This is a genomic window from Xanthomonas sp. BRIP62418 (assembly GCF_003993495.1).
GTDB lineage: Bacteria > Pseudomonadota > Gammaproteobacteria > Xanthomonadales > Xanthomonadaceae > Xanthomonas > Xanthomonas euroxanthea.
Genome location: NZ_QEZG01000019.1, coordinates 187,762 through 206,893, shown reverse-complemented (window position 1 = coordinate 206,893; position 19,132 = coordinate 187,762). Strand labels below are relative to the sequence as shown.

The 19,132-nt window shown below is 68.4% G+C and carries 17 protein-coding genes; 15 read left to right on the top strand and 2 right to left on the bottom strand.

Features of this window, described 5'->3' with window-relative positions; genetic code table 11:
- Nucleotides 1-66: 66 nt before the first annotated feature.
- The 9 genes from EO174_RS01100 (at nucleotide 67) to EO174_RS01055 (ending at nucleotide 9,571) form a co-directional block, all read left to right on the top strand.
- Nucleotides 67-699: a ParA family protein gene (locus tag EO174_RS01100; protein WP_126941674.1), complete on the top strand. Its 633-nt coding sequence runs from the start codon at nucleotides 67-69 to the stop codon at nucleotides 697-699.
- 14 nt (nucleotides 700-713) lie between these two features.
- Nucleotides 714-1,190 carry a histidine phosphatase family protein gene (locus tag EO174_RS01095; RefSeq protein ID WP_016904234.1) on the top strand — a complete coding sequence of 159 codons (477 nt, stop codon included), beginning with the start codon at nucleotides 714-716 and terminating at the stop codon, nucleotides 1,188-1,190.
- Between the two features lie 3 nt (nucleotides 1,191-1,193).
- Nucleotides 1,194-1,766 carry a YceI family protein gene (locus EO174_RS01090; protein WP_104585767.1) on the top strand — a complete coding sequence of 191 codons (573 nt, stop codon included), beginning with the start codon at nucleotides 1,194-1,196 and terminating at the stop codon, nucleotides 1,764-1,766.
- Nucleotides 1,763-3,781: a phospholipase D family protein gene (locus tag EO174_RS01085; protein ID WP_126941672.1), complete on the top strand. Its 2,019-nt coding sequence runs from the start codon at nucleotides 1,763-1,765 to the stop codon at nucleotides 3,779-3,781. The genes EO174_RS01090 and EO174_RS01085 overlap by 4 nt, the downstream gene beginning before the upstream one ends.
- A gap of 294 nt (nucleotides 3,782-4,075) precedes the next feature.
- The gene (locus tag EO174_RS01075; RefSeq protein WP_115675620.1) at nucleotides 4,076-4,504 is read left to right on the top strand and encodes a hotdog fold thioesterase; all 429 of its coding nucleotides are present in this window, start codon (nucleotides 4,076-4,078) and stop codon (nucleotides 4,502-4,504) included.
- 21 nt (nucleotides 4,505-4,525) lie between these two features.
- Complete coding sequence (locus EO174_RS01070; RefSeq protein ID WP_180707992.1) at nucleotides 4,526-5,425, top strand: lysophospholipid acyltransferase family protein; 900 nt, start codon at nucleotides 4,526-4,528, stop codon at nucleotides 5,423-5,425.
- Nucleotides 5,426-5,488: 63 nt separating this feature from the next.
- Entirely contained in the window at nucleotides 5,489-6,475 is a 987-nt protein-coding gene (locus EO174_RS01065; protein ID WP_104585454.1) for an alpha/beta fold hydrolase, read from the top strand.
- Between the two features lie 58 nt (nucleotides 6,476-6,533).
- On the top strand, nucleotides 6,534-8,606 hold the full coding sequence (locus EO174_RS01060; protein WP_126941668.1) for a tetratricopeptide repeat protein: 2,073 nt from the start codon (nucleotides 6,534-6,536) through the stop codon (nucleotides 8,604-8,606).
- A gap of 353 nt (nucleotides 8,607-8,959) precedes the next feature.
- Nucleotides 8,960-9,571 carry a YbhB/YbcL family Raf kinase inhibitor-like protein gene (locus EO174_RS01055; protein WP_126941666.1) on the top strand — a complete coding sequence of 204 codons (612 nt, stop codon included), beginning with the start codon at nucleotides 8,960-8,962 and terminating at the stop codon, nucleotides 9,569-9,571.
- 225 nt (nucleotides 9,572-9,796) lie between these two features.
- Here EO174_RS01055 and EO174_RS01050 read toward each other — a convergent pair whose 3' ends face one another.
- Together EO174_RS01050 and EO174_RS01045 are read right to left on the bottom strand one after the other, a co-directional pair.
- Nucleotides 9,797-10,600, bottom strand: a complete 804-nt coding sequence (locus EO174_RS01050) for an META domain-containing protein (RefSeq protein WP_126941664.1) — start codon at nucleotides 10,598-10,600, stop codon at nucleotides 9,797-9,799.
- Between the two features lie 136 nt (nucleotides 10,601-10,736).
- A complete protein-coding gene (locus tag EO174_RS01045; protein WP_126941662.1) occupies nucleotides 10,737-11,531 on the bottom strand; it encodes an undecaprenyl-diphosphate phosphatase in 795 nt (264 codons plus the stop codon).
- 220 nt (nucleotides 11,532-11,751) lie between these two features.
- Here EO174_RS01045 and glnA point away from each other — a divergent pair, with 220 nt between their 5' ends.
- From glnA to EO174_RS01015, 6 genes are all read left to right on the top strand, one after another.
- Nucleotides 11,752-13,161: a type I glutamate--ammonia ligase gene (gene glnA, locus EO174_RS01040; protein ID WP_006449210.1), complete on the top strand. Its 1,410-nt coding sequence runs from the start codon at nucleotides 11,752-11,754 to the stop codon at nucleotides 13,159-13,161.
- Nucleotides 13,162-13,436: 275 nt separating this feature from the next.
- Entirely contained in the window at nucleotides 13,437-13,775 is a 339-nt protein-coding gene (locus tag EO174_RS01035; protein ID WP_002808480.1) for a P-II family nitrogen regulator, read from the top strand.
- Between the two features lie 22 nt (nucleotides 13,776-13,797).
- The gene (locus EO174_RS01030; protein WP_164739298.1) at nucleotides 13,798-15,240 is read left to right on the top strand and encodes an ammonium transporter; all 1,443 of its coding nucleotides are present in this window, start codon (nucleotides 13,798-13,800) and stop codon (nucleotides 15,238-15,240) included.
- A 265-nt stretch (nucleotides 15,241-15,505) separates the two neighbouring features.
- Nucleotides 15,506-16,561 (top strand): ATP-binding protein, encoded by a 1,056-nt coding sequence (locus EO174_RS01025; protein WP_164739297.1) that lies wholly within the window; start codon nucleotides 15,506-15,508, stop codon nucleotides 16,559-16,561.
- Nucleotides 16,554-17,984, top strand: a complete 1,431-nt coding sequence (ntrC, locus tag EO174_RS01020) for a nitrogen regulation protein NR(I) (RefSeq protein ID WP_104585442.1) — start codon at nucleotides 16,554-16,556, stop codon at nucleotides 17,982-17,984. Before EO174_RS01025 ends, ntrC begins: the two co-directional genes overlap by 8 nt.
- A 515-nt stretch (nucleotides 17,985-18,499) precedes the next feature.
- Nucleotides 18,500-19,099, top strand: coding sequence for a superoxide dismutase family protein (locus EO174_RS01015; protein ID WP_164739296.1), 600 nt, complete (start codon nucleotides 18,500-18,502; stop codon nucleotides 19,097-19,099).
- The last annotated feature ends 33 nt before the right edge of the window (nucleotides 19,100-19,132 follow it).

Genomic DNA, 19,132 nt, shown 5'->3' with positions numbered 1-19,132 from the left:
CTTTCGACTACTTCCTCACTTCGTCGCGGTGTACGCTGCTGGCTTGCTCCCGGAAGCGAGGCGTGCATGAAGACAGTCCTGGTGGCCGCCTCCAAAGGCGGCGTCGGCAAGACCACGATCGCCACCAATCTGGCCGCACATGCGGCCCTGCAGGGCCAGCGCACCGTGCTGGCCGACGCCGATCCGCAAGGCTCGTCCACGCGTTGGGCGCAGCGTCGCGCCAGCCTGGAAAGTGCGGTGCTGCCGATTGATGCCACCCGCCGTCGCAACTGGCAGGCCGCTGTGCCCGACGGCACCGACCAGCTGATCATCGATGCCCCGGCCGGTGCAATGGCCGATGATCTGAGCGGCTTCCTCGACCACGTCGACGCCATCGTGGTGCCGGTGCTGTCCTCGGCGCTGGATATCGAAGCGGTGGTCGGCTTCCTCAACACGCTGGCCAAGGTGCCGCGCGTGCATCAGCGCAAGCTGCCGGTGGGCCTGGTGCTCAACCGCGCCCGCCCCTGGACCCAGACCTCGCAGCAAGCTGCCGAGATGATCGGCGCCTGGCCCTATCCCCTGGTGTCCCAACTGCGCGACACCCAGGCCTATGTGGTCATGGCCGGGCTGGGACGCAGCCTGTTCGATTACCGCTCGGCGCAGGTGCGCGACCATCAACAGGATTGGGAGCCGCTGTTCAAGTGGCTCAAGAAATCCTAGACCGGAGTGTTTTCATGCGCGAACTGATACTGCTGCGACACGCCCACGCCGAGCCGGCCGATACCGGCCAGGCCGATCTGGACCGCCCGCTGTCCCCGCACGGCATCGCCGAGGCCGAATCGGCCGGCCGCTGGCTGCGCGAGCAGCGCCTGGTGCCCGACCGCGTGCTGTGCTCGCCGGCGCGGCGTGCGCGCGAGACGCTGGAAGCGGTGCTGGAGCTCACCGGTTATATCGAACAACGCCTGGACGAACGGATCTACGACGCCACGCCCGGGACCCTGGCCAGCCTGGTGGACGAACACCGCGATGCCGAGCGGCTGCTGCTGGTCGGCCACAACCCGGGCCTGGAACGGCTGGCGGCGCTGATGCACAGCGGCCAGACCGGCGACTACCGCGGCATGCCGACCGCCGCGATCGCCCTGCTGGCATTGCCACTAGACGCGGCCATCGAACCAGGCATCGCCCGCCTGACCGCCTTCTGGTGGCCTTGATCCGTGCCATCGTCGCTGCGCTGGTTTGCCTGGCTCGCGCTCTGGGTCGCTCTTCCCTGCGTGGCGCAGCAGAAGCTGCATTCCATCGATCCGGTGCAATCGCGCTTCGGGTTCGAGATCAGGACGCGCTTCGGCATGAAGATCGAGGGGTTCTTCCCGCGCTTTCGCGGTGAACTGGCGGAATTGCCGGACGGACGCCAGCAGGTGCGTTTCCGCCTGGATGCCACGCAGGTGGAAATTCCCGGCAAGGATCGCTACACCGCGTGGATGCGCGGCGAGGATTTTTTCGACGTCGCGCAGTATCCGGTGGTGGAATTCGAGTCGCGTCCCTACGCCGAGGAGGTGGTGAAGAAGGGCGGTGACATCACCGGCAACCTGACCATTCGCGGAATCACCCACGTCGAGACCCTGCATGTGGTGCCGGCTGAATGCGCGCGGCCGGGCTATGATTGCGATGTGATCAGTCGAGGTACGGTCCTGCGTGGACGTTACGGAATGAATGCGTGGCAGATGGCCCTGGGCGACAGGGTGACGTTCATTCTGCGTGGGCGGCTGCAGGAGGCGCGGCGCCCGTGAGGTTCCTGTTGAGGGTGATTGTGCTGGCAACGCTGTTGCTCGGCACCGGATGTGCCGGCCTGTCACAAATCGAGCGCAACCGTGCCGCCGGGGTGGCCGCCGCCGCCCGCAGCACCGTTGTCAGCTGCACGCAGGCCAATCGTTGCGCCCAGCCCTCGCCGCTGCGCGCGCTGGGTGGCGAGGCGATCACCGCCTCCACGCCGGCCGCGCCGCGGCATTACGCCACCATCGTCGACCATGGCGAAGAATCGCTGGTGGCGCGGCTCAACCTGATCCGCAGTGCCACCCGCAGCATCGACCTGCAGACCTACATCTTCGACAAGGACGACAGCGCGCGCATGGTGCTGGATGCGCTGACCGATGCGGCGCAGCGCGGGGTCAAGGTGCGCATCCTGATCGATCAGCTCTCGGCGATTGCCGATCTGCAGATTCTCGGTGCACTGGCCAGCACCCATGAAAACCTGCAGCTACGCATCTACAACCCGACCTTCGGCAAGGTCAAGCTCAATTACTTCGACTATGCCGGCAGCGTGGTGTGCTGCTTCCGTCGCTTCAACCAGCGCATGCACAACAAGCTGCTGGTGGTGGACGACGTGCTCGGCGTGGTTGGCGGGCGCAATTACCAGGACGACTATTACGACTGGGACAGCGAGTACAACTTCCGCGACCGCGACGTGATCCTGGCCGGGCCGGAAGTGCGTGCGATGGCGGCCAACTTCGACGCGTTCTGGCACGCGCGCCGCAGCGTGCCGGCCGAGCGTCTGAACGATGTCGGTCGCCTGTTGCTGGAACAGGGCGCACCGAAGATGCCGCCAGCCACGTTCCGCCGCCCCGAGCGGGTGGAACGGGTCGACCAGGAGGCGCGCGATCCGCAGTTCGTGCGCGAGGCGTTCGTGGCCCCGGCCATGCCGGTGCAGCGCGTGCTGTATGTGGCCGACCTGCCGCAGAAGCACCGCAAGGAACACACCGCCAAGGCGGTATCCACCGCGCCCGAGCTGGACGGCCTGATCGCCAACGCGCAGCAGGAAGTGCTGCTGCAGACGCCCTACCTGGTGCTGTCCGACCAGGCCCAGGCAATCTTCCGCGCACTGCGCCAGCGCCCGCAGCCGCCACGCATCGTGGTGTCCACCAACAGCCTGGCCGCCACCGACAACCCGATCGTGTATGCGCTGTCGTACAAGTTCAAACGCCGCAACATGCGCGAGCTGGGCTTCAACGTCTACGAGTTCAAGCCGTTCCCGCTGAATGCACCGGTGGACTACGCCAACCTGGTGCCCGATCCGTTCAACCCCGATGCAGCCGAGCCGGCCGACGACGATAGTCGCGTCAATCGGGTGATCGGCGGCAGTGCGGCCGGCAATGCGATGCGGGGCAGTGGCGGTGGTGGTGGCACGGCCGGCAGCGCAATCCGCGGCAGCGGGGGCGGCGCGGGCCGCGTGCCCGGCGGCAGCGAGGTCGATCGGCGCGTGCTGCGCACCGAGACGCGGCCGTCGTTCCTGGGCACGCGCGCGGTCAACAAGCCGCTGCCGGTGACCCGTGCCGGTGCGCGCATGGGCCTGCATGCCAAGTCCTTGGTGGTGGACCGCCGCATCGGCGTGATCGGCACGCACAACTTCGATCCGCGCAGCGAGAACTACAACACCGAAGCGGCGGTGGTGATCGACGATGCGCGCTTTGCGCAGGCGCTGGCGGCCAGCATCGCGCGCGACATGGCGCCGGAAAACGCCTGGACCGTGGCCCCGCGCGAAAAGCCGCCGGTGCTGAGCGGGTTGAACTACAGCGTGGGCAAGGTGTCCGAAGCCTTGCCGGTGCTGGATTTCTGGCCCTGGCGCTACGCCACCAACTACGAGTTCCAGCCGGGGCCGGGTTGCCCGTTCCCGCTCAAGCGCCAGGACCCGCAGTTCCGGAAGTGCTATGTGGCGGTAGGCGATTTCCCCGAGGTCAACGTCGGCCCGAAGTGGCTGCTGGTACGGATGCTGACCGCCTTCGGTGCGGGACTGGTGCCGATCCTCTGATCGCAGCGGCGCCGGTCCCGGCGCCGGCATCGAGACGGCGCGTGGCAACCGGTGCATCGTGGCGTGCCGCACCGCTGCAATGGCGCGGTGCGCTGACGTAGATGGGCGGCGCGCCGCACACCGCCATCAGCTGAAAGTCGCCGTCGCAACTCGGCTCGTAGCGCCAGCCAAGGGCAGTTGCATCCAACCCCCGCGCCGCGGATGCTTTCCCGATTCCCGATTCCCGATTCCCGATTCCCGATTCCCGATTCCCGATTCCCGATTCCCGATTCCCGATTCCCCAATCCCCAACCTATGACCTTCCGCGAACCCGTCGACCTGGCCGCCCTCAACGCCTCCAGCCGCGACACCTTGATCGAACATCTGGGCATCGTGTTCACCGATGCCGGCGACGACTGGCTGCGCGCCACCATGCCGGTGGATGCGCGCACCAGGCAGCCGTACGGCCTGCTGCATGGCGGTGCGTCGGTGGTGCTGGCCGAAACCCTGGGCAGCAGCGCCGGCAACCTGTGCGTGGACATGACCACCCGGATGTGCGTCGGGCTGGAGATCAATGCCAACCATCTGCGCGCCGCCACCGATGGCCTGGTCACCGGCACCGCGCGCGCGGTGCATGTGGGGCGCAGCACCCAGGTCTGGGACATCACCATCGACAATCCGGCCGGCAAGCGCGTGTGCGTGTCACGGCTGACCCTGGCCGTGGTGCCACGCAGCAATGGCTGAGCACGCCGTGCAAGTGCATGGGTGGAACAGCGCCACCCGCCGCGGGCACTGCGCGCAGGCCACGCTGCTGTCACAATAGTTGCGCTTCCTTCCCCTGGTACCGGTCCCGTTCCGTCAATGAGCGAGTCATCCCTGGACGCCACGCGCGACGCTGGCGGCGTGCTGCGTTGGTTCCGGTACCTGTATCGGGTGCCGCTGTTGCTGCTGCATCTGAGCATCTGCCTGCCGATCACCATGCTGTGCGTGGTGGCGCCGCCGCTGGCGCGCATCCGCACCGGCCCCGACGACACCCTGGACGAGCTGATGATCCGTTGGTGGCAGGGCAACCTGATGCGCGTGTTCGGCTTCCGCCTGCGTCGCTTCGGCACCCCGCTGCCGGGCGCGACCCTGTTCGTGGCCAATCACGTCAGCTGGGTCGACATCTCGATGCTGCACAGCCAGCGCGTGATGGGCTTCGTGGCCAAGCGCGAGATCGCCGGTTGGCCGCTGGTGGGCTGGCTGGCGACCAAGGGCCAGACCATCTTCCACCAGCGCGGCAATACCGAGTCGCTGGGCGGCGTGCTGCAGGAAATGCTGCAGCGCCTGCGCAGCGGCAAGCCGGTGGGCGTGTTCCCCGAAGGCCGCACCCGTGGCGGTACCGAGGTCGGCCCGTTCCATGCGCGCATCTTCCAGGCCGCGGTCGAGGCCGGCGTGCCGGTGCAGCCGGTGGCCCTGCGTTACGGAGAGCGCGGCAATGCGCAGGCCGTGGTGGCGTTCGGCGAGCGCGAGAGTTTCTTCGCCAATATCGTGCGCCTGCTCGGCGAGCCGTCGCGGCTGGCCGAGGTGCATTTTCTCGAGCCGATCGGTGCGCTGGATATCGACGGACGTCGCCGCCTGGCCGATACCTCGCGGCAACGCATCATCGCGGCGATGGAGTCCTGAGCCGACGATGCAAGCGCGCATCCTCCATGCGGCCGGCACCCCCTTGTCCGGCCCGATGAGCGCATGAACGCCTCCGACTATCTGCCGCCGCGCTGGCTGCGCAATCCGCATGTGCAGTCGGTGCTGGGCAGCAGTGCCTTGCGTCGGCTCCGCAGCCGCCAGCTCTTGGCCGCCAGCGGTGCGGTCACCAGCGAACACATTCTCGACGGCGGCGATGGCGTGCGCCTGCAGGGCTGGATGAGCATCCCGCCCGGCGATGCCCCCGTGCGCGGCACGGTGCTGCTGCTGCATGGCTGGGAAGGCAGCGCCGATTCCAACTACATGCGCCTGACCGCCGCGCGCCTGCTTGGCCTGGGCTATCAGGTATTCCGGCTGAATTTCCGCGACCACGGCGGCACGCACCACCTCAACGTGGACCTGTTTCACTCCGACCGCATCGAGGAAGTGGTCAATGCTGCGGGCGATCTGTGGCGGCGGTTTCCCGCGCCGCAGCTGCTGGCGGCGGGCTATTCGCTGGGCGGCAATTTCGCGTTGCGGCTGGCGCTGCGTGCACCGGCGGCCGGCCTGCCGCTGGCGCGCGTGGCGGCGGTATGCCCGCTGCTGGACCCGGCAGCGACGATGCTGCAGCTGGAAAAAGGCCCGCAGTTCTACGACTGGTATTTCCGCCGCAAGTGGCGCGAGTCGCTGCTGCGCAAGCGCAAGCTGTTCCCCGATCAGCATGGCTATGACGACGCCACCCTGGCGCTGGACATGCGCGGGCTGATGGCCTGGCTGGCCGAACAGCACACCGGGCATGGCTCGCTGGAAGCGTATTTCGACAGTTATTCGATCGCCGGCGAGCGCCTGGCCGGCCTGCAGGTGCCGGTGGACATCCTGATGGCCGAGGACGATCCGGTCATTCCGTTCGAGGATTTCGCCGCCTGGCAGTTGCCGGCGCACGCACGGCTGGAAATCGCACGCTGGGGCGGCCACTGCGGCTTTCTGGAAAACGCCCGCGGCGACGGATTCGCCGAGCGCTGGGTGGCCGAGCGGCTGGCCGCGCAGGTGTAAGTCGGCGCCACCCCGCGCATCGTTACAATAGGCGTTTGTCCTGGACACGCCCACCGCCATGCAAGACGCCATTCTTCAAGCCCTGCGCCGCAATGCGGCCGACGATGCGGTGGCGCTGGCCCGCGAGTGGGTCCTCGGCGCGCCCGAGAGCGCCGCCGCGCATCGCTGGCTCGGCCTGGCCCTGCAGCAGCAGGGGCAACCGGCGCTGGCGCTGGCCAGCATCGAAACCGCGCTGACGCTGACGCCGGAAGATGCCGACCTGCATCTGCTGCGCGCCGGGCTGCTGCTGGCCACGCGCGCGCTGTCTGCGGCGGACGACGCGTTGTCGCGTACCACCGCGCTCGACCCCAACCAGTTCAATGCCTACGTGATGCAGGCGCATCTGGCGGTGGCGCGTGGCGATCTGGACGAGGCGCAGCGGCTGAGCCGCACCGCCGCGCGGCTGGCGCCCGAGCACCCGCAGTTGCTGGCCGTCGATGGCGTGGTGGAGCTGCGCCGCGGCCAGGGCGATCGCGCACTGTCGCTGCTGACCCGCGCCGCCGAGCAACTGCCGGATGACCCGCGGGTGATGTTCGCGCTGGGCTTTGCGTATCTGCAGAAGGAACACTTCGCATTTGCCGAGCGCGCCTTCGAGCGCGTGGTCGAGCTCAACCCGCCGGGCACCGCGCTGCGCGCCTTCATCGCCCAGCTGGCCCAGCGCCAGGGCCGCCTGGACGATGCGCTGGCCGCGATGCAGGGCGTGTTCGCCCAGCCCGGCGGCGACATCCCGGCCATGCGCCGGCTCGCCGGCGAGATGGAACTGCAGGCCGGCCGCCCCGACCAGGCCGCCGCGCACCTGCGCCTGGCGCTGGCCCATTGGCCGGCCGACCGGCGCACCTTGCACGCCTTGCTGACCGCCTGGGAGCGGTTGGGCGCGGTGGACGATGCACGCGACACCCTGGACGCGGCGCTGGCCACCTCGGCCACGGCGCACGACCTGTGGCTGGCACGGCTGGCGGTGGAGCCGGTCGGCGGGCCGCAGGCGCAGGCGGTGATCGAGCGCTGGCTGCTGGCCATGCCCGAGCATCTGCCGGCGCTGGAAGCGCTGATGCGCGTGCACGACATGCAGGGCCATGCCGAACAGGCCGAAATGGTGGCCCGCCAGATCGTGGCGGTGGAGCCGGGCCGCATCAGCGGCGAGCAGCGCATCGTCGAAGCCCTGCTTGAGCGCGACCCACCGGCGGCGATCGCCTGCGTGCAGTCGCTGATCGACTCGCTGCCCGCGCCCCAGCAGACCGTGCTGCGGCCGTGGCTGGGCAATGTGCAGGACCGCGCCGGCCAGCCCGACGCCGCCGTGGCCACCTGGATGCAGTTCCAGCGCGAGCAGGCCCAGCACCGCCTGCCGTTGCCGCCGCAGGCCGCCAGACAGCCGATGCAGTGGCCGGACATCGGGACCATCCCCGAGATCGTGACGGCACGGCCGCTGTTCGTCTTTGGCACGCCCGGCTCGCATGTCGAACGCCTGATCGCGGTGATGGGCGCGGCCACCCCGCTGGTGCGCGACGACCGGTATGGCACCACGCCGCCGTCCGATGCGCTGCAGAGCTACCGCACGGTCGAGCAGCTGGCCTCCGGCGAGCTGGCGCCGATGGCATTGGTGGAAGGCTGGAAGGCGCAGCTGCCGCGGCGCGGCATCGACGACGGCAACGTCATCGACTGGCTGCTGTGGTGGGACAACACCCTGCTGACCGCGCTGCGCCCGCATCTGCCCGAAGGCCGGCTGGCGATCGCGCTGCGCGACCCGCGCGACATGCTGCTGGACTGGCTGTCGGCCGGCGCGCCGGCACCGCTGGCCGTGCAATCGCCGCAGCAGGCCGCCGACTGGCTGCTGGCGGCGCTGGAACAGCTCGCCGTGCTGCACGAGCGCGACCTGTATCCGCACCGGATCATCCGCCTGGACGGCATCGAGAGCGACCCGCAAGGCATCTCCACCGCGCTGGAACAGGCGTTCGGCCTGCGCTTCCCGCTGGTCGAACCGCGCGGCCCGGCGCGCCTGGCCGCGGGGCGCTGGCGCAGCTACCGCAACGTGCTTGGCGCGCAATTCGATCTGCTGACGCCGATCGCGGTGCGCCTCGGCTACCCGCAGGACTGAGCGCCGCCCGCGGCAGCTCGCACACCCGTAGGAGCGGCCCTGGCCGCGACGGGGCGTTACAGGGAATGCCTCCGCACCGATGAGGCGTTTCCGATAAAGCCCCGTCGCGGCCAGGTCCGCTCCTACGGGGCTGGGTATCGACTGGATATCGCGCTTCTTGTCGGGGCGCGGGGAGGGTGCGCCAAGCAGCACGCGCACGCCGCAGCTGGCGCCGGCGACCGCAGTGTTCGGCGGTGTGATGCACCGGCAGCGATAAACCCGGCCGCGCGCACCAGAGGGTTCCATGGCGATGGCTTCCTCTGCGACGCGGACCCAGGCACCCTGGTCGGCCTCATTCCCGCGGAGACTCCTGCATGCGCCTGACCAGCAACAGCATCGAAAACGGCAAGCCGATCGCGGTGGAATTTGCCGCCGGAACGCCCGAGGGCTTTGCGCCCAACCGCAACCCGCACCTGGCCTGGAGCGAAGTGCCGGCCGGCACGCGCTCGTTCGCGCTGCTGTGCCTGGACCCGGATGTGCCGACCGTGCCGGAAACCGTGGGCCGCGACGAAGTGCAGATCCCGGTCGATCAGCCACGCACCGATTTTGTGCATTGGGCGATGGCCGATATCCCCGCCGACGTGCATGCGATCGCCGCGGGCAGCTGCAGCGACGGCTTCGTGCCCAAGGGCAAGCAGCAGCCGGCCGGCCCGGATGGGGCGCGCCAGGGCCTGAATTCGTATACCCAGTGGTTTGCCGGCAATGCCGACATGGCCGGCAATTACCTGGGCTACGACGGCCCGTACCCGCCGTTCAACGACCTGCGGGTGCACCGCTATTTCTTCCGCGTGTTCGCGCTGGACGTAGCGCAGCTCAGCCTGCCTGAGACCTTCACCGCCGCCGATGTGCTGTCGGCAATCCAGGGCCACGTACTGGCCGAGGCAGCCCTGCATGGCACCTACACGTTGAATCCGGCGCTGCGCTAAGCGCAGATCACCACCACTGCACGGCCACCAGGCCGCGCGGTGGTGGTGACAGGGAAGCTGCAAGCGCCGCAACCGTGATGTCAGGGCGATCAGCACGTGGGTCACCCGGGCGCCTCAAGCAGAGCAGGCTGTCGCTTCCGAAGCGCCATTGCATAACGGTCACGCAACACTTCGCCGCTTCCCGCTTCCCGCTTCCCGCTTCCGATCCTGCTCCCAATTCCCAAACTACCCACTCGCCTCGATCATCTGCTCCAGCACGTACACCGGCGCAGCGTCCGTGCCCGCGGCGGCCGGGTAGCGGGTGACGCGCAGCAGGGTACGGATGCCCGCCTCGTGCTCGAAGCCTTCGATGCTGCCATCGAAGGGCTGCCAGGCGCGGGTCGCGGGCTGTCCATCGGCGCCTTGTTCGCGCAGTTGCAGGCAGTGGCGCGCCGGATCGGACCGACAGGGCACGGTGTCGGCGGCCACTTCGATCAGCAGCGTCTGGCCGGGGCCGCCATGGCGGGTGTCGGCGGTGGCGACACCGCCGAACACCAGCCGGGTGCCGTCGCTGCGGATCAGGGTCAGTTGCGGCGTGGTCTGCGCGGTGTTCAGCGCCACCGCGAAGCGACCGGACAGCAGCTCGCTGGCGGCGCGTTCCTGGGCCATCCGCCGCGGTTGCGCGCACAGGCGTTTGCTCGACACCACCCGGCCGATCTGCAGGTGCGCCTGCGCCAGGCTGTAATCGGCGCCCAATGCGTTGCAGGTCTGGCTGACCTGGATGCGTTGATCGCGAAAATCCAGCTGCAAGGGCGCGGTGCCGGCGACGAACAGGCTGCGCAAGGCGGTGCCATGCGCGTCGCTGGCCTGCTGCAGCTGCCAGTGTTGCGCCTGCAGGGCAGCCTGCAGCGGGGCGTTGGCGGCAGCCGCTGCGGCCAACGCGGCCGCAGCAGTGTCGGCACCGGACCTGGGCAGCTCCGGCGCTGCGCTCGACCCGCAGGCCGTCACGCCCGCTGCCAGCAGTGCAGGGGCAAACAACACGGCACGCATGCGGCGGCTCCCGGTGATCGATGCGTCAGTGATACCGCCACCGCGCGGCCAGGGCAATGACGCAAGTCACTGCCCGGCCATCTGCCCTGCACCTCGCGTCCGGTTCAACCGGCACGACACGCAGCCGCTAGCGGTCTCAGGCCAGCGCCGGCAGCCACAACAGCAGGGCGGCGCCCAGCACGATGCGGTAGACCGCAAACACCGTGAAGCGGTGCTTCTTGATATAGCCCAGCAGCCACTTCACCACCACAAAGCCGGTGATGGTCGCCGCCACGAAGGCCACCGCCACATCGGCCCAGTTCTCGCTGCCGAAGCCGCCTTCCCTGTACATCTCCAGCAGGGCGTAAGCGCTGGCCGCGAACATGGTCGGGATGCCCACCATGAACACGAAATCCGCCGCCGCCGAGCGCTTGCTCAGGCCCAGCAACATCGCCAGGAAGATCGCCGAGGCCGAGCGCGAGGTGCCGGGGAACACGCCGGCCACCACCTGCGCCAGCCCCACCGCGATGGCCACCTTCCAGGTGACCACATCGCGCTCGGGCAGCTTGCTGGCGAAGTGCTCGGCCACTAGCATCCACAGCCCGCCGATCAGCAGCGCCCATGCCACCGGATGCACGGTTTCCGGCAGCTGCCAGCCGGCCTTGCGCACGATCAGGCCCACCACCGCAGTCACCATGAAGGCCACGCCGACCTTGAGCACGTAGTCGCGATTGGCGCGCTCACCCAGGCCGGTGGCCAGGGTCCACAGCTTCTGCCGCAGTGCCAGGCAGATCGCCAGGATCGCGCCGGCCTGGATGACGATGTTGAAGAAGTCAGAACGGCGTCCGAGCCATTGTTCGGCAATCAGCAGGTGGCCGGTGCTGGAGATCGGCAGGAATTCGGTGAGGCCTTCGAGAATGCCCAACAGCAGGGCGGAAATCAGATCGGACATCGGACTGGAGAGGGGATGGGGGAGGCGTCAGGATAGTGCATTGCGGCATGCACCATATCGGTGCAACATGCGATTGGTTAGCACCTTAAGGGTGCTAGCGCTGCGTCAGCGGCCTCAAGCGAAACAAGCAAAATCAACGACTTGTGAAGGTCCGGCGCTTGGCATGGTCCCTGCTGTAGCTCCGTCCACGAGCCACTTAACTCTGCAGAGGTTTCTTCCGATGTCCGTGGAAAATGTTGAAAAGCTGATCAAGGACAACAAGGTCGAGTTTGTCGACCTGCGCTTCGTCGATATGCGTGGTGTACAGCAGCACATCACCTTTCCGGCCAACATCATCGAGCCGGCGCTGTTCGAAGAAGGCAAGATGTTCGACGGCAGCTCGATCGCGGGTTGGAAGGGCATCAACGAGTCGGACATGGTCCTGCTCCCGGACGCCGGCACTGCGTATCTGGATCCGTTCTTCGCCGATCCGACCATCGTGCTGACCTGCGACATCCTCGATCCGGCCACCATGCAGAGCTATGAGCGCGACCCGCGCGGCATCGCCAAGCGCGCCGAGGCCTACCTGAAGTCCTCGGGCACCGCCGACCAGGCGTTCTTCGGCCCGGAGCCGGAATTCTTCATCTTCGATTCGGTGCGCTTTGCCAACGACATGGGCCACACCTTCTTCCAGGTCGGCTCGGAAGAGGCTGCCTGGAACACCGGCGCCAAGTACGACGGCGGCAACAGCGGCTACCGTCCGGGCGTGAAGGGTGGCTACTTCCCGGTGCCGCCGACCGACACGCTGCACGACCTGCGCGCGGAAATGATCAAGACGCTGGAACAGGTCGGCATCGAGACCGAGGTGCACCACCACGAAGTGGCCACCGCCGGCCAGTGCGAGATCGGCACCAAGTTCAGCTCGCTGGTGCAGAAGGCCGACGAACTGCTGACGATGAAGTACATCATCAAGAACGTCGCCTACCGCAACGGCAAGACCGCGACCTTCATGCCCAAGCCCATCGTGGGCGACAACGGCTCGGGCATGCACGTGCACCAGTCGCTGACCAAGGGCGGCGTCAACCTGTTCTCCGGCGACGGCTACGGCGGCCTGTCGCAGATGGCGCTGTGGTACATCGGCGGCATCTTCAAGCACGCGCGCGCAATCAACGCCTTCTCCAACTCCGGCACCAACAGCTACAAGCGTCTGGTCCCGGGTTATGAGGCACCGGTGATGCTGGCCTATTCGGCCCGCAACCGCTCGGCCTCGTGCCGCATCCCGTGGGTCACCAACCCGAAGGCGCGCCGTATCGAAATGCGCTTCCCCGATCCGTTGCAGTCCGGCTACCTGACCTTCACCGCGCTGATGATGGCCGGCCTGGACGGCATCAAGAACCAGATCGACCCGGGCGCCCCGAGCGACAAGGACCTGTACGACCTGCCGCCGGAAGAAGAGAAGCTGATCCCGCAGGTCTGCTCCAGCCTGGACCAGGCACTGGAAGCGCTGGACAAGGACCGCGAGTTCCTCAAGGCCGGCGGCGTGATGAGCGACGACTTCATCGACGGCTACATCGCGCTGAAGATGCAGGAAGTCACCAAGTTCCGTGCTGCGACCCACCCGTTGGAGTACCAGCTGTACTACGGCAACTGAGTTCCACCGCGGTGATGGCGGAGGCCCCCCCTCCCACCTCCGCCATCGCCGCACACGTTCGATCGGTCCACGGCATCGGCCGTGGATCGTAGGGGATTGAGAGAGCACACAGTTCGCGACGCGCGGGCCTGACCTCTCCCACGAGGCGGATGCATCGGCATCGGCCGAGGTCTGCGTAATCGCGAACGCGCGGATGCCGGGGTTGGCATCCAGGTGAATGACACCGCCGGGCGGCGCAATGCCGGCCGGTCTTTTCCACCATTCGGGGTATGCGCATGAAATTGATCACCGCCATCATCCGGCCGTTCAAGCTCGACGAGGTCCGCGAGGCCCTGTCCGCAGCAGGCGTGTCGGGCATCACCGTGACCGAGGTCAAGGGGTTCGGGCGCCAGAAGGGCCACACCGAGCTGTACCGCGGCGCCGAGTACGTCGTCGACTTCCTGCCCAAGATCAAGATCGAGACGGTGGTGACCGACGACCGGCTGGACGCAGTGGTCGAGGCGATCCAGAACGCCGCCGGCACCGGCAAGATCGGCGACGGCAAGATCTTCGTGACCGCGATCGAGCAAGTCGTGCGCATCCGCACCGGCGAGATCGGCGCCGATGCGCTCTGAATCCCCCACCCCCGGAGTTCTTATGAAGACAGCTCTCTTTGCCGGGTGGAAGGCCCGGTTCTACAGTGTCTGCATGCTGATGCTGTTCAGCGCGCTGGTGGTGGGCGGCATGGGCAGTGCGCACGCGCAGTCCACGCCGCAGGTCACCCCGCTGCCGACCGAGCCGGTCACCACCGAACCGCTGCCGTCGGCGCAGCCGCCCGCCGCACCGGTGGCCGCCGCCGAGGCCGCACCGGTGGTGGAGAAGGGCGATGTCGCCTGGATGCTGACCTCCACGCTGCTGGTGCTGCTGATGGTGGTGCCGGGCCTGGCGCTGTTCTACGGCGGCATGGTGCGCGCCAAGAACGTGTTGTCGGTGCTGATCCAGGTCGCGGTGGTGTTCTCGCTGCTGACCATCCTGTGGGTGGTGTACGGCTACAGCCTGGCGTTCTCCGGCGAAGGCCCGTGGATCGGCAACCTGGACAAGGCGCTGCTCAAGGGCGTGACCATCGAAACGCTGGCGGCGACCTTCACCAAGGGTGTCAGCCTGCCGGAATACGTGTTCGTGGCGTTCCAGGCGACCTTCGCCGGCATCACCGGCGCGCTGATCGTCGGCGCCTTTGCCGAGCGCGCCAAGTTCGCCGCTGTGCTGCTGTTCTCGGTGATCTGGTTCACCTTCGGCTACCTGCCGCTGGCGCACATGGTCTGGGCCACCGGCGGTTACCTGTTCGGCCTGGGCGCGCTGGATTTTGCCGGCGGCACGGTGGTGCATATCAACGCCGGTATCGCCGGCCTGGTCGGCGCCTACTTCGTCGGCAAGCGTGCCGGCCTGGGCCGTGAGGCGATCAAGCCGCACAACGTGACCCTGACCTTCGTGGGTGCCTCGCTGCTGTGGGTGGGCTGGTTCGGCTTCAACGCCGGCTCCAACCTGGAAGCCAATGCCGGTGCGGCGCTGGCCTTCCTCAACACCTTGCTGGCCACCGCCGCTGCCATCCTGGGCTGGTCGCTGACCGAGAAGATCATCAAGGGCAAGTCGTCCGCCCTGGGCGTGGCCTCGGGCATGGTCGCCGGTCTGGTCGGCATCACCCCGGCCTGCGGCACGGTGGGTCCGTTCGGTGCGATCGTCATCGGCCTGGCCGCCGGCGTGCTGTGCGTGTGGGGCGTCACCGGCCTCAAGCGCCTGCTGGGCGCCGACGACAGCCTGGACGTGTTCGGCGTGCACGGCCTGGGCGGCATCATCGGCGCGATCCTGACCGGCGTGTTCTCGGCCGCTTCGCTGGGCGGCCAGAAGGGCGGCGATTACGACATGCTGCATCAGGTCGGCATCCAGGCGCTGGGCGTGGGTATCACCCTGGTCTGGATCGGCGTGGTCTCGGTGGTGGGCTTCCTGGTCGCCAAGCTGGTGTTCGGCCTGCGCGTCACCGAAGAAGCCGAGCGCGAGGGCCTGGATATCACCTCGCACGGCGAAGCGGCATACGAGTCCTGAGCATGCACACCCGCGGCCACGCTGCCGCGGGTGGCGCAACGACCCGGCCGGGAGAGCCGTGCCGGGTCCGTTTTTCCCCGTTGCCGCGCTGGCGGCGGACCAACTGCCGAGGTGCCTGCATGACCAGCCCCACGCCTGTGACGGTCGGCGCGGATGCCCGCTGGATCGGTGCGACCTGCCGCCGTCCGGCCCGAATTCCTTCCATGCATGCTGCGTGTTGCGCGACACACGCGCAGGCCGGGCGTGCTTGCACTAAATTGGTGCAATGCTGATGCCATCGCTCCTGCCATCGCTGGACAGCCTGGGCACACCGGTGGCCTGGGCCGACCGCGAGGGCCGCGTGCTGGGCGTCAATCCGGCCTTCGCGCGCTGGCTCGGGGTCAGTGCCCGGCGCCTGGTCGATCAACCGCTGGCCGCTCTGGAGGTGCAGGGCGATGCGCTGGCCCGCTTCCTGCTCAACGACGAGCGCGACGTGTTGCGCCTGCACCGGCTGGCATTGGGCCTGCCCAATGACGCACCGCGTTTTGCCGAAGGCTGGCTGTCGCGGCTAGACGATGGCGGCTGGCTGCTGGAAACCCACCCGGTCGACGAGTTTCCCGCGCTGGATCCCACCCATGCGCTGCCCAATGCCCTGAGCGCCGCGCTCAAGGGCCTGGCGCACGAACTGCGCAATCCGCTGGCCGGGCTCAAGGGCGCGGCGCAGTTGCTGGCGCGGCGCTCGGCCGGCCGCGACGAGGACGAGCGCGAGCTGATCGAGTTGATCGGCACCGAGATCGAACGCCTCAACACCCTGCTCGAACGCCTGCTCTCGCCCACGCCGGCGCGCCCGCACGACCGCCTCAATATCCATGTCGTGCTCGAACGCGTGCTGCGCCTGGCCGAAGCCGAGGGCGGCTGGTCGGTGCAGGTGCAGCGCGACTACGACCCCAGCATTCCCGACATCCTCGGCGACGGCGACCGCCTGACCCAGGCGGTGTGGAATCTGGTACGCAACGCGTTCCAGGCCGGCGCCACCCGCGTGACCCTGCGTACCCGCGTCGAGCACGGCCAGCGCATCCGCGACCGCGTGCATGCGATGTCGCTGCGGCTGGAAATCATCGACGACGGCGGCGGCGTGCCGGAAGAACTGGCCGAGCACCTGTTCCTGCCGCTGGTCAGCGGGCGCGCCGAAGGCAGCGGCCTGGGCCTGGCGCTGGCCCAGCAGGTCTCGCGCGAACACCACGGCACGCTGACCTACCGCTCGCGGCCGGGGCATACCGTTTTCACCCTGCTGTTGCCCGAGCTGGCCGGCGACCACGACAAGGAACATCTGCATGGCTGAGGCCGCCGCCGCATCCCACCACATCTGGGTGGTCGACGACGACCGTTCGGTCCGCTTCGTGCTGTCCACCGCCTTGCGCGATGCCGGCTACGCCGTCGACGGCTTCGAGAGTGCCGCCGCCGCATTGCAGGCGCTGGCCATGCGGCCGACTCCGGATCTGTTGTTCACCGACGTGCGCATGCCCGGCGAGGATGGCCTGAGCCTGCTCGACAAGCTCAAGTCCAGGCATCCGCAGCTGCCGGTCATCGTGATGTCGGCCTACACCGATGTCGCCAGCACCGCCGGCGCCTTCCGGGGCGGCGCGCACGAGTTCCTGTCCAAGCCCTTCGACCTGGACGATGCGGTGGCACTGGCCGCACGCGCGCTGCCGGATGCCGACGCCGGTGTCGAGGAGATCATCGGGACCCCATTGGCGGAAGGCTCGGCGGCGCTGATCGGCGACACCCCGGCGATGCAGGCGCTGTTCCGCGCGATCGGCCGGCTGGCGCAGGCACCGCTGTCGGTGCTGATCAACGGCGAAACCGGCACCGGCAAGGAACTGGTCGCGCGCGCGCTGCACAACGAGTCGCCGCGCGCGCGCAAACCCTTCGTCGCGCTCAACACCGCCGCCATTCCGGCGGAACTGCTGGAAAGCGAGTTGTTCGGCCACGAAACCGGCGCCTTCACCGGCGCCACCAAACGCCACATTGGCCGCTTCGAACAGGCCGACGGCGGCACGCTGTTCCTGGACGAAATCGGCGACATGCCGCTGCCGCTGCAGACCCGCTTGCTGCGCGTACTGGCCGAGAACGAATTCTTCCGTGTCGGCGGGCGCGAGTTGATTCGCGTCGATGTGCGCGTGATTGCCGCCACCCACCAGGACCTGGAGGCGCTGGTCGAACAAGGCCGCTTCCGGGCCGACCTGTTGCATCGCCTGGACGTGGTGCGCCTGCAACTGCCGCCGCTGCGCGAGCGCCGCGGCGACATCGCGCAACTGGCCGAGAATTTCCTGGCCATGGCCGGGCGCAAGCTCGACATGCTGCCCAAGCGACTGTCCTCGGCCGCGCTGGAACAACTGCGCCACTACGACTGGCCCGGCAACGTGCGCGAACTGGAGAACGTATGCTGGCGCCTGGCCGCGTTGTCCACTGCCGACATCATCGACGTGGTCGACGTGGAATCGGCGCTGGCACGCGGCGGCCGCCGCCAGCGTGCCGGCCGCAGCGACGGGCAATGGGACGAGATGCTCTCCAGCTGGGCCGCGCAACGCCTGAGCGAAGGCGCCCAGGGCCTGCATGCCGAAGCGCGCGAACGCCTGGACAAGACCCTGCTCGAAGCCGCCCTGCAACTGACCCAGGGCCGCCGCGCCGAAGCGGCCGCACGCCTGGGTCTGGGCCGCAACACCGTCACCCGCAAGCTCGGGCCGGGGCGCAAGCGCCGCTGATTGGCCCACACCCGGAGTCGAGCCCCTCTCCCGCAGGCGGGAGAGGGGCGCCTGCGAAAAGCCGTACTGCGCGCGCAGGTGGTCGAGCCAAGCAGCGAACCAGGCGGGATTGACGCGCATCACGGCGGCAAGCGGGGATGAACTCGCCGTTTTTCGCTCGCACGTGCCACCGCCTCGATTATCTGGCGGCGTACGACGCCCCCATCCGCCCTTCGGGCACCTTCCCCCGCACGCGGGAGAAGGCAAGGCACGCGAGCAAGGTCAAACACGCGGGAAAAGGCAAGGCAGGTGACAAAAGGCAAGGCAGGCAGGCAGGCAGGCAGGCAAGGCAGGCATGAATCCTCGCACCCCAACCCCTCTCCCGCCTGCGGGAGAGGGGTTGGGGTGAGGGCGCTTTTGCACATATCCCGGCTCGCGACACCAACCCCGTAAACTCCTGGGCTGCCCCAAGCGCTTTTCATGACACGTGAACATGCGCCCGCATAGGTTTCCAGCCTGATCAGGAGAACAGCTCGATGCGTTACCGGTCGCCCACGATCGTTGCCCTCACCGCGCTGGCGCTTGCCGCCTGCAGCAGCACGCCACCGCCGCCACCGCCTCCACCCCCGGCGGCGCGCGTGGTGCCGGTCCGTCCGGTCCAGCAGGCCGAAGCGGCGCTGGCATCGGCGTCGGGCAGTCTGGTCAGCGGTCGGGTGGTGCTGGTGCCGGCGTTGCAGGGCATCCGCATCACCGGCACGGTCGGTGGCCTGCGCCCCGGCGGCGTGGCCGGTTTCCACGTGCACGAACGCGGCGATTGCAGCGCCGCCGACGCCAGCAGCGCCGGCGCGCACTTCAATCCCGCCGGTGCGCCGCACGGGCGGGCCGGCAGTACTCCCCACCACGCCGGCGACATGGACAACCTGCGTGCCGATGCCGAAGGTGTCGCGCATCTGGACATGATCGTTGCCGGCATCACCCTGGGCGATGCCGCGCCCACCGACGTGGTCGGCAAGTCGCTGGTCGTGCATGCCGATGCCGACGACTATCGCAGCCAACCCAGCGGCAATGCCGGCGCACGTCTGGCCTGCGGCGTCATCCGCGTCACCCAGTGGCGCACACCCCCTTCGCAGCCCTGAGTCGGGGCACCCCTGGCTGCAGCTGCGGCCTTT

What these genes read in the sequence shown, in the direction of transcription:
- EO174_RS01100 (WP_126941674.1), top strand. Translation starts at nt 67, where the DNA reads ATGAAGACAGTCCTGGTGGCCGCCTCCAAAGGCGGCGTCGGCAAGACC.
- EO174_RS01095 (WP_016904234.1), top strand. Translation starts at nt 714, where the DNA reads ATGCGCGAACTGATACTGCTGCGACACGCCCACGCCGAGCCGGCCGAT.
- EO174_RS01075 (WP_115675620.1), top strand. Translation starts at nt 4,076, where the DNA reads ATGACCTTCCGCGAACCCGTCGACCTGGCCGCCCTCAACGCCTCCAGC.
- EO174_RS01065 (WP_104585454.1), top strand. Translation starts at nt 5,489, where the DNA reads ATGAACGCCTCCGACTATCTGCCGCCGCGCTGGCTGCGCAATCCGCAT.
- EO174_RS01060 (WP_126941668.1), top strand. Translation starts at nt 6,534, where the DNA reads ATGCAAGACGCCATTCTTCAAGCCCTGCGCCGCAATGCGGCCGACGAT.
- EO174_RS01055 (WP_126941666.1), top strand. Translation starts at nt 8,960, where the DNA reads ATGCGCCTGACCAGCAACAGCATCGAAAACGGCAAGCCGATCGCGGTG.
- EO174_RS01050 (WP_126941664.1), bottom strand. Translation starts at nt 10,600, where the DNA reads ATGCGTGCCGTGTTGTTTGCCCCTGCACTGCTGGCAGCGGGCGTGACG.
- EO174_RS01045 (WP_126941662.1), bottom strand. Translation starts at nt 11,531, where the DNA reads ATGTCCGATCTGATTTCCGCCCTGCTGTTGGGCATTCTCGAAGGCCTC.
- glnA (WP_006449210.1), top strand. Translation starts at nt 11,752, where the DNA reads ATGTCCGTGGAAAATGTTGAAAAGCTGATCAAGGACAACAAGGTCGAG.
- EO174_RS01035 (WP_002808480.1), top strand. Translation starts at nt 13,437, where the DNA reads ATGAAATTGATCACCGCCATCATCCGGCCGTTCAAGCTCGACGAGGTC.
- EO174_RS01030 (WP_164739298.1), top strand. Translation starts at nt 13,798, where the DNA reads ATGAAGACAGCTCTCTTTGCCGGGTGGAAGGCCCGGTTCTACAGTGTC.
- EO174_RS01025 (WP_164739297.1), top strand. Translation starts at nt 15,506, where the DNA reads ATGCTGATGCCATCGCTCCTGCCATCGCTGGACAGCCTGGGCACACCG.
- ntrC (WP_104585442.1), top strand. Translation starts at nt 16,554, where the DNA reads ATGGCTGAGGCCGCCGCCGCATCCCACCACATCTGGGTGGTCGACGAC.
- EO174_RS01015 (WP_164739296.1), top strand. Translation starts at nt 18,500, where the DNA reads ATGCGTTACCGGTCGCCCACGATCGTTGCCCTCACCGCGCTGGCGCTT.